14 protein-coding genes and 1 rRNA gene are annotated in these 13,328 nt (G+C 37.0%); 11 read left to right on the plus strand and 4 right to left on the minus strand.

The features are described from left to right. Positions 1 to 32: 32 nt before the first annotated feature. Both BM163_RS13010 and BM163_RS13015 read left to right on the plus strand, forming a co-directional pair. Complete coding sequence (locus BM163_RS13010; protein WP_258390174.1) at positions 33 to 260, plus strand: zinc ribbon domain-containing protein; 228 nt, start codon at positions 33 to 35, stop codon at positions 258 to 260. Positions 261 to 432: 172 nt separating this feature from the next. Further along, positions 433 to 1,263 (plus strand): RecX family transcriptional regulator, encoded by an 831-nt coding sequence (locus BM163_RS13015; protein ID WP_170243748.1) that lies wholly within the window; start codon positions 433 to 435, stop codon positions 1,261 to 1,263. A 93-nt stretch (positions 1,264 to 1,356) separates the two neighbouring features. Here BM163_RS13015 and BM163_RS13020 read toward each other — a convergent pair whose 3' ends face one another. Together BM163_RS13020 and BM163_RS13025 are read right to left on the minus strand one after the other, a co-directional pair. Further along, the gene (locus BM163_RS13020; RefSeq protein WP_089803614.1) at positions 1,357 to 2,151 is read right to left on the minus strand and encodes an HAD family hydrolase; all 795 of its coding nucleotides are present in this window, start codon (positions 2,149 to 2,151) and stop codon (positions 1,357 to 1,359) included. A gap of 161 nt (positions 2,152 to 2,312) precedes the next feature. Beyond that, on the minus strand, positions 2,313 to 3,290 hold the full coding sequence (locus BM163_RS13025) for a metal-dependent hydrolase (protein ID WP_089803615.1): 978 nt from the start codon (positions 3,288 to 3,290) through the stop codon (positions 2,313 to 2,315). A gap of 144 nt (positions 3,291 to 3,434) precedes the next feature. Here BM163_RS13025 and mutY point away from each other — a divergent pair, with 144 nt between their 5' ends. From mutY to BM163_RS13040, 3 genes are all read left to right on the plus strand, one after another. Continuing rightward, positions 3,435 to 4,547, plus strand: a complete 1,113-nt coding sequence (gene mutY, locus BM163_RS13030) for an A/G-specific adenine glycosylase (RefSeq protein WP_089803616.1) — start codon at positions 3,435 to 3,437, stop codon at positions 4,545 to 4,547. Between the two features lie 112 nt (positions 4,548 to 4,659). Beyond that, positions 4,660 to 4,848, plus strand: a complete 189-nt coding sequence (locus BM163_RS13035) for a hypothetical protein (protein WP_089803617.1) — start codon at positions 4,660 to 4,662, stop codon at positions 4,846 to 4,848. A gap of 173 nt (positions 4,849 to 5,021) precedes the next feature. Next, a complete protein-coding gene (locus tag BM163_RS13040) occupies positions 5,022 to 5,549 on the plus strand; it encodes a DUF402 domain-containing protein (RefSeq protein WP_089803618.1) in 528 nt (175 codons plus the stop codon). A 43-nt stretch (positions 5,550 to 5,592) separates the two neighbouring features. On the opposite strand, the gene BM163_RS13045 is transcribed toward BM163_RS13040, so the two are convergent. Together BM163_RS13045 and BM163_RS13050 are read right to left on the minus strand one after the other, a co-directional pair. Continuing rightward, entirely contained in the window at positions 5,593 to 6,681 is a 1,089-nt protein-coding gene (locus BM163_RS13045; RefSeq protein WP_089803619.1) for an FUSC family protein, read from the minus strand. Between the two features lie 283 nt (positions 6,682 to 6,964). Next, positions 6,965 to 8,260, minus strand: a complete 1,296-nt coding sequence (locus BM163_RS13050; RefSeq protein WP_089803620.1) for a glutamate-1-semialdehyde 2,1-aminomutase — start codon at positions 8,258 to 8,260, stop codon at positions 6,965 to 6,967. Between the two features lie 577 nt (positions 8,261 to 8,837). Between BM163_RS13050 and BM163_RS13055 the strand changes: the two genes are divergently transcribed. The 6 genes from BM163_RS13055 to BM163_RS13080 all read left to right on the plus strand — a co-directional run. Next, positions 8,838 to 9,302 (plus strand): peroxiredoxin, encoded by a 465-nt coding sequence (locus tag BM163_RS13055; protein ID WP_089803621.1) that lies wholly within the window; start codon positions 8,838 to 8,840, stop codon positions 9,300 to 9,302. 188 nt (positions 9,303 to 9,490) lie between these two features. Further along, a complete protein-coding gene (locus BM163_RS13060) occupies positions 9,491 to 10,438 on the plus strand; it encodes a D-2-hydroxyacid dehydrogenase (protein ID WP_089803622.1) in 948 nt (315 codons plus the stop codon). A 1-nt stretch (position 10,439) separates the two neighbouring features. Next, a complete protein-coding gene (locus BM163_RS13065; protein WP_089803623.1) occupies positions 10,440 to 11,009 on the plus strand; it encodes a cob(I)yrinic acid a,c-diamide adenosyltransferase in 570 nt (189 codons plus the stop codon). 214 nt (positions 11,010 to 11,223) lie between these two features. After that, a complete protein-coding gene (perR, locus tag BM163_RS13070) occupies positions 11,224 to 11,679 on the plus strand; it encodes a peroxide-responsive transcriptional repressor PerR (protein ID WP_089803624.1) in 456 nt (151 codons plus the stop codon). A 173-nt stretch (positions 11,680 to 11,852) separates the two neighbouring features. Then, on the plus strand, positions 11,853 to 12,731 hold the full coding sequence (locus BM163_RS13075) for a nucleotidyltransferase-like protein (protein ID WP_089803625.1): 879 nt from the start codon (positions 11,853 to 11,855) through the stop codon (positions 12,729 to 12,731). A 379-nt stretch (positions 12,732 to 13,110) separates the two neighbouring features. Next, positions 13,111 to 13,328 (plus strand): 16S ribosomal RNA (locus BM163_RS13080); the annotation flags it as partial.

Below are 13,328 nucleotides of genomic sequence, written 5' to 3' on the forward strand. Positions count from 1 at the left end.
TGGCACAAAGTATCGCTTCCCAATCGTGGAGAATGTTCAGAAATATATTGACATATAAATGCTTGACGTATGGGAAAGCGCTTGTTGTGGTCAACCCTTATAAGACATCGCAAGTTTGTTCTTCATGTGGCGCAGAAACAGGCAAGAAACCATTAAGCGTCAGACACTTTACGTGTCCAACCTGCCACACACTTCATGATAGGGACATTAACGCCAGTAAAAACATAAAAAATATCGGGCTTGGAATGAGCCTTAGTTAATAGCTTAAACCGCTGATATTTGCTTGAAATAGCAGATATCAAGTTCTGAGTGTTCCTAGAAACTCGGTACTTTAGTGCCGATGTAGTTCATGTATCATGTGTAGTATTATCTTTTTCTCGGTGAGAGAAATTGTGCTAAACTAAAGAAAAGCGATTTTAGTGAGGTGGTATGGTGCCGGAAATATCAAAGATAGCGATTCAACAGAAACGTACCGATCGTTATAATGTATTTTTGAAAGATGTACACGGTAAAGAAAGTTATGCTTTTAGTGTGGAGGAAGATACCTTGATTAAAGAACGTTTGAGAAAAGGTATGATAATAGATCAGATAAAAATAAATCAACTTATCCGTTCAGATAACACGAATAAGGCTTTTAATAAAGCGATACATTATCTTGCTCAACGTATGCGTTCAGAGAGAGAAGTAAGGGAGCGGTTAGATAAAGCTGAATATGATTCAGCTCAAATTGACGTAGTAATTGAGCGATTGTATAAAGAAAAATTATTAGACGAGAAAGCTTTCAGTGAGGCGTTTGTATTAACGAAAAAAGAAACGACGATGAAGGGGCCAAAAGTTATTGAAAGAGAGTTAAGGGAGAAAGGTATAAAAGAAGCCGATCGATTATACGGTCTATCTTTTTACACTGAAGAACAAGCGATTGATAAAATAGTTAAGTGGATCAATAAACAGCAATCAAAACAAAAAAAGTTATCACATCAAGCGTTTAAAATGAAGTTAAAACAGCAGTTGATACAAAAAGGTTTTTCCACAGATGCCATTCAAGTTGCAATGGAACAATCTCTTAAGCGTATAGAGGTAGATGAAGAATATCAAGCGTGTCTTTTGCAAGGTGAAAAGATACTTAAGCGTAAGCAACGGAAGTTTACTGGTTATGATTTAATCCAACATGTGAAAATAGGCTTATATCAAAAAGGGTTTCCTACTGATTTGATTGAACGTTTTATAAATGAAAAGGTTAAAACAAGCGATGAAAGCTACTAGCTTACATCGCTTGTTTTTAACTATAGATAGGCTTATTTTTTTGGTTAAGAAGCCTCTTTGCTCAAAAACACTTGAGCATTTTGGGGCGGAGTTTTAAAGAATCAAGTTATGACAGAATAAGTCGTCAACGGCTTCGTAGACATGTTGAACAGTTTTTTTACCGTGTAATTTGACTTTAGGTTCGGCTGAAGACATGACATAACTATGGGGCGTGTAGGCAAGCATGTTGATATCGTTAAATCCATCACCAATTGAGGCCGTTGCTTGCTTTTTGATGCCTGTCTGATTAAGCAGCGCTTCTAGTGCGCGGCGTTTATCTGCGCCTTTTGGGACGATATCTAGACACATGTCAGCGGAAAGAAAAGTAGATACATCGGTGTCGAATAATGAAATGATTTTCTTTTCGAGTGACAATAGCTCGCTCGTCTCCCCAAGTAACATGAATTTTGATGTTGAGAAATCCTGTTCGATTCTGTTTCTTAAGTCTTGTTGATAGATTAGTGGCGTTTTAAATAGTGATTGAAGTGTTTGTGCCATTGGTATTTCTTTCGCGTAATGGATGTTATCAAAGTTTGAAATAAGACAGGGGAAATCAAACGCATGTAAAAAATCAAACAGTTTTAAACTGGTACCTTCTTCAAACACTTGTGAAAACACATTCTCATTATACTTTGAAAAAGTAAATGTACCGTTTTGACTGATTCTATGACCAGTGATGTTTAATTCCTTAAAAACTGCTTGTACTTCACGATCTGATCGTCCAGTCGCAATCGTAATATCTACCCCTTTTTTATTCAATAGTTGGAGTGCTTCTTTATCTTCTTTAGTAATATAGCGGTTGTTTTTTAGTAGTGTTCCGTCTAAATCTGTCACAAACATTGAAATCATGGGCTAAATCCTTTCCTAAGTAATGGAAGTTTAAAAGATACATTATACACGTGCTATATAATGAGTATAACTGAAAGAAAAGAATAAAAGCAAAAGGTTAATTAGAACCTTTTGCTTTTATGTTGGTTTTAACTGCATGAGTTTAAAGGGTTGTCTTAAAACTATTCTTCAATAAGTAACTTATCTTGTAGTTTATCTTCTGAGAAGACCCAGCCAGTGAAAGAGCTTAGAATATCTAAGTTCTCTGAAATATTAACAACAGCAACAAAGGGGTAGTGATCTTTTGCGCGGTATCTTAAATCGATGAATCGGACTTCGGTATAACGGTCGTATTCAGTGATTTCATAACGATAAACGGATGAGAATGATAAAAAGGCAGCAACATTTTTATCTGTCTTAGCTGTTGCGATCAATCGGTTATTTGGTAAAGGTACCCTGTCGAATTTATGAACAATCTGAATGTTACCGTCAATTGCACGAGCCACATAAAAGCTGTCATTTGTCGTGATGGCTAAACGCCAAATGTTCTGATTAATTGTTGGTGAGGCATACACACCTTCTACATCACCATAATAGAGGGTTAATTTTTTTACCATCGCTTTTTTCTGCAGATAACGTTTTATATAGTAAAGAACAAGAATAGCGTAAATACTAAGGAAGACAATGGTTGGGTTTAGGCCTATCCCCCACAAGACAAACCCGATAATATGCGCGGTAAAAATAACGGGATCAAAAGTATTGATAAAACCTAACGCAATCCACCTGTTAGAAAAAGGTCTTAAAGCCTGTGTGCCATAAGCGTTAAATATATCAACGAACACGTGTATAACAACGGCGAGTGCTGTCCATCGATATATAGGGCCATATGATAAGTTTGGTATAGCAAGATAAATTAAAGACGAAATAAACCATCCCCAAAATAGAACGAGAGGAATAGAATGGGTAATTCCGCGGTGATGTCGTAAGTAAACAGCATTACTTTTTAATTTGAGGACTGTATCAAAATCAGGTGCATGTGAGCCAACAATTGTGCCAATCATGACGGCGCTAAATAAAACGGGATTTTCTGCAATTGCAGGGTCGGCCGTTGCAATGCCTCCCAGCGCTATCCCCATTGCAATATGAGTTGCGGTATCCATTTGACTCACTCCTTTAAACTTACGTAAAAATAGACTATAGTTATTAGTAGCCATTTTAATGAGAAATTAAACCTCCTAGGGCATAATTGGGCAATAAAATCAAGCAATACTTATATTAGTCAATAATTTGGAAGGAAGATGATTATGAATAAAAATAAAAGTGAGCATACAAAAGATGATAACTACTTAAAACATGTGTCACAAATTGATCAGGTGAATTTTTTAAATTTTCGACGGTATTTAATTGATTGGTATGAGACCGTCAAGCGGGACTTGCCTTGGAGGAAAAATCAAGACCCCTATAAAGTCTGGGTCTCTGAGATTATGCTTCAACAAACACAAGTGGATACGGTTATTCCATACTTTGATCGCTTTATTAAACAGTTTCCTACCCCAGCGGCACTTGCAAATGCAGAAGAAGATCAAGTACTAAAAGCTTGGGAAGGTTTAGGGTATTATTCCCGAGCAAGAAACTTACATGCGGCGGTTAAAGAAGTAGCGGCTTCATACGGTGGTCAAGTACCAGTTGATAAGGAAGAACTCAAATCTTTAAAGGGAATTGGCCCCTATACTTTAGGAGCGATTATGAGCATAGCCTATAATCAACCCGAACCAGCAGTTGACGGTAACGTGATGCGAGTTTTGTCGCGTGTCTTTATTATCGAAGAGGATATAAAAAAAGTGAAAACACGCCATATATTTGAGGCGCTTGTAAGGCGTTTAATTGATCAAAAGAGACCTTCAGATTTTAATCAAGGTTTAATGGAACTTGGTGCTTTGATTTGTAAACCGACAAAACCACTTTGTGAGGAGTGTCCGCTTCAAAGTATTTGTTTAGCTCACCAGCAAAAAATTGAAACAACGTTACCTGTAAAGTCAAAAGCAAAAAAACAAAAAAAGTTAAACTATTATGTTGCTGTAATTGAGTCACCAGAGGGTAAAATACTAATTGAAAAAAGACCGAGTGAAGGCTTGCTTGCCAACCTCTACCAATTTCCAATGATAGAACAAACAAAGACCGATTGTTCGCTATTGAGTGAGTATTTATCTGCTGAGTATGACACAAATTTAAATCAAGAACAAATGCTTGAACCCGTAAAGCATGTTTTTAGTCATTTGATTTGGTCAATCGATGCTGTTAAATTCATGGCACAAGCAAGTTTTATACCAAAGGAACATCAGCGATGGGTAGATAAAAAAGAACTTGGTGACTTAGCATTTCCTGTGCCACATCAAAAAGTTTTACGACAAATATGACGGTGCTTTATCGTTATATTGATAAAACAAAAGTTAAGGAAGTAATGGTGGATATTACTAAGATTAAAAACTTCTTATCTGGTTAGATTATCAGATAGGGAGGTGAGAGAAGATGACAAATCAAAAAAACGGGCGTACAAATCAAGAAGCAAAAAATAATCAGAGAGAAAAACGTCGTAAAGAAAACTTAGGGATGTTTGATACGGAGTTTGCAAATGAATTTAATATTAAGCATGTTGATGAGAGAAAGAATGAAGAACGTCGCAATAAAGAGCGAGAGAAAAAACAAGGTAAATGTTAATGCACGGGGACTCTTTTGAGTCCTCTACATAGACTGGGAGCATCCGGATGACGAATAATGGCTATTTTCATCGGTATCTGACTGAATATTCGAAGCTTATGATTTCAATTTTACATCAAACTCGTTATAATAAGAGAGAGATGATGAGATTATGAATTAGAGAGGAAGATAGGATGCCTGGCCCAAAAATCGGTCGACCAGTGAAAATCAAAAGTTACAAACATAATGGGCAGTTCCATCGAACTTGGCAAGAAACAACTGTATTAAAAGCAACGAGTACGAAAATAATTGGTGCGAATGATCGTACCCGTGTCGTTGAAAGTAACGGACGCTCGTGGTTAACCCGTGAACCAGCGATTTGTTTTTTTTACACAAAGCATTGGTTTAATGTGATTAGTATGCTTCGTTCAGATGGAATTCATTATTACTGCAATATAAGCTCCCCCTTTGTCTTTGAAAATCAAGCGATAAAATATATCGATTATGATTTGGATGTAAAGGTTTTTCCGGATATGACCTATACATTATTAGATGAAGACGAGTACGAACTACATCGAAAGGAAATGTGTTATCCGGGTGTCATGGATAAAATTCTCTGGGATAGTGTAGAGGAACTAACGAGAATGATTAGACAGCGTAAAGGACCGTTTTCTCATGAAACAATTGAACAACTGTATGAATTATTTTTAACATACAGATAAAAACAAGCGAAGCCAATTAACGGCTTCGCTTGTTTTTATCTTTTTAATGCTTGTCTTTTAAATCGCGTCGTTTTGGAATGATATCTAGCTTCTCATCACCATGAAATTGATCGTAACTATTTAATAAACGTTGAAGATGTGTGAGGTCTTGGTGATAGTTCATTAACATTGATGCAAGCGGCAAGAAAATGAGATAATCCACGTCGTTTTTTTGATATAAATCCAGCAATTGGTCAACAACTTGTGGAATGTTTGATGCATTCAAATGTTGGTATTCTTTATCTCTCCCGCGTTTAATTTTCCTCATAAAGCCAAGCATAATACGTTCGTGAGCATGAATAACGATATCAATTTCCTGAATTAATCGTCGTTGCAAATCAGCAGGCATGAGTTTTGCGCGGTTGTCTACTTTTTGAATAGAGCGTAATACACGAAAGCTACGGTGGGTTGTTTTAATTAATTGACGAAAAACAACGAGTTTCCGGGCGCGTATAGGCTGTCTTCTTTTATTGTAGACGCGTTCTTCAGAGAACAAGGCATATAATTCATCCATACGTCGTAATTCTGTTTCTATGCGCGACATTTCTTTCTTTAATGATGGGTCATCAGATAAATGACGAGTTGTAATCCTTAGCCACTTAAGAATTTCTGTTGTAATCTGGTTAATCTGGTTAAAGAGCGTTGTTTCATAACGTGGTGGAATAAATAATAAATTGACTAAGAAAGCCGAAAAAATCCCCAACATTAATGATGAAAAACGCATCAGACCAAATAAATAAATAGGCATCGTTGTAGTCTCCATAACAGAAATGACAGCGATTAAAGCAATGGACACAGCGCTCTTTTCGATTTTTAAAAATCGACAGAGACTGATGACAAACATAACCGATAAGCCAACAATGACCGGGTTATTACCCAAAAGATAGGCAAAGGTGATAGATGTTGTGACACCGATAAAGTTCGCTTGAAGTTGTTTTAATGTCGTAACATAAGACTGATATATTGATGGCTGAATCGCAAAGACAGCCGCAAATCCTGCAAACACAGTTGATGGAAAACCGATCAATGATGCCGCGTAAAGTGCGATGGCAACAGCCAATCCTGTTTTAAACATACGAGCTCCTAAACGCATCTTATTATGTTGCTCCCTTCTAAAGAGACGTTATTACTATTATATTGCCGGTCTTTTATGTTTGCAAACAAAAAAGGACCTTTTCCGGGGAAAGAGTATTTCTCCATTGAAAAGGCCAAGAACTTTCATGCTTTGAAGGGAAGTCATACAAAATTGACAAAAATAAAGCATGAGTTGAAATATGAAATTTCATAGTAACTATAGCATATTCAGAAAAAATAATCAATTTAAAATTTAATAAATATTCATAATTGTGTATAAAATTTATCTTTAGTCCCTGGTACTAGCATCGACTCATCTTTTTGAAAGCGTAATCAACAGCTTTAAGTGTGTTGTCGATTTCTTTATCGGTATGTGTAATTGTTAAGAACCAAGCTTCATATTTTGATGGCGCCAAATTAATACCTTGTTCTAACATGAGGTGGAAAAATTCGCCGAATTTTTGTGTGTCAGTCGCTGCTGCTTCTGTATAATTTCTCACTTGTTTATTCGTAAAATATACAGTTAAGGCCCCTTTTAAACGATTGACCGTGACGTCCATTTTATAATTGTTAGCAGATGTGATAATCCCATCTTCTAATCGCTTGCCTAAGCGATCCATCTCTTCATAGATCCCCTTTTGTTGGAGTACTTCTAGACAAGCGATACCCGCACGCATCGATAGTGGGTTGCCTGCCATCGTTCCAGCTTGATAAGCCGGCCCTAGTGGTGCTACTTGTTCCATAATATCTACACGACCACCGTAAGCCCCGATGGGTAAGCCGCCTCCAATCACTTTGCCAAGTGCAGTTAAATCTGGCTCAATGTGATAGAGTTGTTGGGCACTGCCATAAGTAAACCGGAAGGCTGTAATCACTTCATCATAGATGACCAGTGAACCATTAGCGTGTGTTAAACGATTTACTTCTTCTAAAAATCCAGGATGAGGTTCAACAATGCCGAAGTTTCCTACAATCGGTTCAACCAGTACACAAGCGACCTCATCACCCCAAACTTTAAGTGCTTCCTTGTATGCCTGAATGTCATTGAAAGGTACGGTAATTACTTCACTTGCTGTTCCTTTTGTCACACCAGCCGAATCAGGATTTCCTAATGTAGAAGGGCCTGAGCCTGCTTGTACGAGAACGATATCGCTATGACCGTGGTAACATCCGGCGAATTTAATAATTTTCTCGCGATTGGTATAGGCGCGAGCGACTCTGATCGTGGTCATAACGGCTTCTGTTCCTGAGTTAACAAATCGGACTTTCTCCAGAGAAGGAATCGCTTCTTTTAACATTTTAGCGAAAGTATTCTCCAATGCTGTCGGGGTACCGAATAACACCCCTTTTTCTGCTTGGTCTTTAATTGCTGCAGTAATATGTGGATGAGCATGCCCTGTGACAATGGGGCCGTATGCTGCTAGATAGTCAATGTATTTGTTGTTATCTTCGTCATAGAAGTAAGGACCTGCTCCGCGTTGCATATAAACAGGCGTGCCGCCTCCTACGCCTTTATACGCGCGCGATGGTGAATTTACGCCGCCAACAATGTGGTGCTGTGCTTCTTCGTGCAATATGTTTGATTGTGTGTTTTCCATTGTAATACCTCCAAGTATCGATTTCGTCCTTCATTATACATTAAAATAACGTATTAGAAAAAACTATAATAATAGGTATGTATTAAGGGGGAGGAGGTTTACTTTTTAAACTAAAGGGTAAGATATCTATTAAAATTAAAGTATATAACGTGATAAAACATGGAGGTGAAGGTGCGTCTGGTATTGGTGTCTAAACATATGCTGAATGTCGTGAGAAGTGATTCGGGTTCTTTAATGAGATAGGGGATTTCCGCTAAGATTTTAAGGTTAAAGGCAATATAATAAGCTTACTTTAGTCGTTCAATTAGATAAAACCTCTCTTTATGCTAATAAAAAAGTATGGAAGTAGATGCATATTGACAATTGATGACGTAATGAAATGTGCGGAAGAGCTGTATTTGATTGAGCAAACCAAAGTAAAATATCAATTAAATTCAGTTAGTAACTAGTGAGCAAATAAGCCGTTTATGTATGAGTTGCATTGTATGTTTCATCAAATAAGGTTTAAAGGATCATTAAATAGGAAAAGGTATAAATAATGATAGATAAAAATAAATGTAAAAAGGAGAGGTTATAGATGGCTGTAACAATTGGGAGTAAAGTACCTAGATTACCAATGATAACAAGTGAGGGGGATGAAATTTCTCTATTAGATTTTAAAGGGAAGAAGTTAGTGTTGTATTTTTATCCGAAAGACGAAACACCAGGTTGTACGAGGGAGGCTTGTGAGTTTCGAGATTTACATGATGAGTTTGAAAAAATAGGTGCAGAAGTTGTAGGGGTAAGCCCAGATTCAAAAGAAAGCCATGAAAAGTTTAAAGAAAAACTTGATTTGGCTTTTAATTTACTTGTCGATGAAAAACACCATTTGGCTGAAGAGTTTGGTGTGTGGGTGCTAAAAGAAAAGAATGATATGACATACCATGGTAATGAACGTTCGACTTTCATTATTGATGAAGAAGGCATCATCCAAAAAGAATTTCGAGGTGTGTCAGTTCCTGGGCATGCCGCAGAGATTTTAGCCGAAATTAAAAAGATGTAAATTTTAACCGCTAGCATAAAACAGCTAGCGGTATATTTTTGACAAGTCTCAAATAATCTAATATCTTAAAAGAATAAGCAGTACAATAAGTAAGGTTCTCTTCACTGTAATATAGGGTATGTATTTAATGAAGTGATGTTTAATGAAAAAAGAAATGGTCTAAAAAACGAATCAACGAGGTGAAGTTTATGCGAGTGATATCGACAACGCGTTTAACGAATGAATTAGAAAAAGGATTAATAGAAGCGCATCCCAGTGTGACGTTTCAATTTGAGTCTTCAATTACGGAAGTGACTAATATAGAAGAAGCGGATATCCTTATGACTTACGGAGAAGATTTATCAGTGTCATTTTTAGAAAGCGCGGAGCGTTTAAAGTGGATTATGGTGTTGTCTGCAGGTGTAGATGAGATGCCGCTTGATTGGATTAGAGCACATGATATTGTTGTGACAAATGCGAAAGGGATACATAAACATCCGATGAGCGAGTATGCGATGGCGATGTTGTTAGGGCATTACCGAGAGATGTTTACTTTTTATGAACAACAAAAAGCGAAACTTTGGAATCAGAAAGTAAAAACGCGAGAAATCAATCACCGAAAAATGACAATCATTGGTGCTGGTGCAATTGGTGAAGAATTAGCGCGTCTTGCGCAAGCATTCTATATTGAAACAACCGCTGTCACCAAATCAGGTGGAACACGCCCGTTCTTTAATAACTGCGTTACTATGAAAGAGGTAGATTCAGCTTTAAAGCAAGCTGATTTTGTTATTTCTATCTTGCCAAGCACAAAGGAGACGCGTCCTTTTTACTGTGCAGATCATTTCAAGTTAATGAAAAATTCAGCTGTCTTTTTGAATATGGGTCGTGGTGATGTCGTGGATCCTGATGTCTTAATGGATGCGCTTGACCAAGGAGAGATTAGTCATGCTATATTGGATGTTTCGCCTGAAGAGCCACTTCCTGAAGACCATCCTTTATGGTCACATGGAAAAGTAACGTTAACACCACATATTTCAGGAAAGTCAGCACATTACTTGCCGAGAGCAATTGAAATATTTAAAGAAAATCTTATCAGTTATTTAGAAGATCAATCTTTACCTGTTAATAAAATAAATCTTAGTAGGGGGTATTAACATGCGCATTTACACACGCTCAGGCGATTTTGGTGAAACGTCCCTTGTCTCTGGTGAACGCGTGAAGAAAAATCATTTAAGAGTTGAGGCTTACGGGACAGTCGATGAGGCGAATGCGGTGATTGGTTACGCAATATCAACTGTAGATCAAGGATTAACGTGGTCGCTATCTGATCGGAAGTTAGTTCTTAATGCAATGGATGATATACAGGCGATGCTGTTTTATGTTGGTTCTGAGTTATCTACACCGACTGGTAAGGAAGTCCCTTGGCCAATTACACAGTCCGCAGTTGACCGTTTAGAACAACGCATTGATATATTTGATGATAAAGTGCCGCCGCTTAAACAGTTTATTTTACCGTCAGGACATCCAACAGCTGCATCGTTTCACCATGCGCGAACGATAGTAAGGCGTGCTGAGAGATTAGCGGTCGCGTTAAAAGATGAGATTAATCCGCTAGTAATCGTATATCTTAACCGTTTAAGTGATTTGTTATTTGTTGCCGCGAGGTTTGTTAACACGTTTAGTGCGTTCGAAGAAAAAGTATTCGTTTATAAAGAAGATCAATGAGTCATCTGCAAATAACTGATGGGACTATTTAAATAGCTGGTTATCCAGCTATTTTTATTTGACAAAATACCTCGTTTCTTAGTAAACTAATTATAAAGATTACAATGTGATAATTGTAGTTAAGCAATAACAACAATTAACTGTTATTTATTCTCAGTTAATCTGTGCATAATATACAATCGATTATTTATTAATGAAAGAGAGGTGGATGGTTATGCATGAACATCATGATCACGAACACACACATGATGAAATAAAAGAAGCGGTAGAACGTTTAAAATCGTCAGGCGTTCGGATCACGCCTCAGCGACATGCGGTACTTGAATATTTGATTGAAGCAGAAATACATCCGACAGCAGATGATATTTATAAAGCGCTCGAAGGGAAATTTCCAAACATGAGTGTTGCAACGGTTTATAATAACTTACGTGTTTTTAAAGATATTGGCCTTGTAAAAGAACTCACTTATGGTGATGCTTCGAGTCGATTTGACTATAATACGACAAAGCATTACCACGTGATATGTGAGTCGTGTGGTAAAATTGTTGATTTTCATTATCCTAGCCTTGACGAAGTAGAAGCTTTGGCAGAAACGGTTACAGGTTTTCAAGTGAGTCATCACCGTATGGAGATCTATGGAGTATGTCCTGACTGTAAGGTCAAACATTAAGAAGCAGTTTTTAAACAATTATTAAAGAACGCTTTTACTACGGTTATAAGTTCTTGTCTTAAAGTCTCTTGCAATTTCGAGTAAGAGGCTTTTTTTTGTTTTTACAGCATCTGTAAATGAAGGAAAAGAGAAGGTGTATGTCGAATTTATATACTTAGAGAGGAGCAATAAATATGTTTGGTGAGTTAAGGAGTTTATATCAAGAGTACACGAGTCATCAAGAGACATTAAGCGTCGTTCAAGTAGATAAGAAAAATAACCAAAGTCCTGAAACGGATGGATTTGACTGTATCCTGTTAATTGTAAAGAGAGGTAACGAAAAGATGTGGCAAGTAAAACATTATCAAATTGCTGATAAAATAATTGCGCTGCATATCGTATCTGATCAGCAATTAATAGACTGGATTGAATTCTCTACTTATAGACGGATTATCCAGTGGGTTAATGAAGGGAAAGTACTATTTGATCGTAATGAGTATTTGTCTACCTTCAAACAAGAATTGGATCGATTTCCAACAGAGCAAAGAGAGTTAAAGCTTACACAAGAGTATGCAAAGAGTATTCGGACGTTTAAAGAAGCTGTGCAGCTATATGAAAGACAAGAAGCGTTAGATTGTTTTAATAAAGTTTTGCGTACATTACATAGTATTGGCCGACTAAGTGTTATTGAAGAAGGTTTTTATCCAGAGTTAACAGGATGGCAACAGATTAAACGTCTAGATGCTGGTACTTATAAACTTTATGAAGAGTTAGTTACGAGTGATGAACCGGTAAAAGAGCGCGTTGAACTTATGTTGTTGGCGATGGATTTTACTATTTCTAATAAAATAACGATAGGCAGTCGTCATTTGTTTAATATTATGGGTGGTGACGTTTGGAAAATATCAGAACTAAAAGAAAAAATCAAAGTATTTGATTATCATTTAGATCTTACAATACTGATTCAGTACTTAGTAGAAAAAAAGTACATCGTCATAAAAGGAGAAGAAACGAAGAATTCAAATATTATCCATAGGTACTATCAGGTGAATTCACTGATTGTGAATAAGTGAAAAAGCCTGTTCTCAAAGGTTTTATTGACGGTACGTTGAGTATAGATTAAAAAATTACAATTTATGCTTGACGATTTTAAGTTAAGCATGCTATAGTTATAAACGTTGCTTCGGCAATAAGATAAATTGATTGACACATTAAATAGTATTGTGTTATATTATGAAAGTTGCGCTCGTAAATTTCTGGCGCATAAACAAAACAACTTTTTCAAAAAAAGTTGTTGACAATGACAAGCTAAACGTTATATAATATTGCTTGTCGCCGAAAGAACAGCGACTTATAATTGACCATTGAAAACTGAATAACACACACAGTAAGTTAAGAAATAAAGTAAGACAAGCTAGTGCTTGAAACCAGAGTAAAGTATTACTCATCAATTTTATTGAGAGTTTGATCTTGGCTCAGGACGAACGCTGGCGGCGTGCCTAATACATGCAAGTCGAGCGCAGGAAACTAAGTAGATCCCTTCGGGGTGATACTTTGTGGAATGAGCGGCGGACGGGTGAGTAACACGTGGGCAACCTACCTATAAGACTGGGATAACTCATGGAAACAGGAGCTAATACCGGATAACCGGTGCGTTCGCATGAACGCAC

It is taken from the genome of Halolactibacillus alkaliphilus (assembly GCF_900115465.1).
Taxonomy (GTDB): Bacteria; Bacillota; Bacilli; order Bacillales; family Amphibacillaceae; genus Halolactibacillus; species Halolactibacillus alkaliphilus.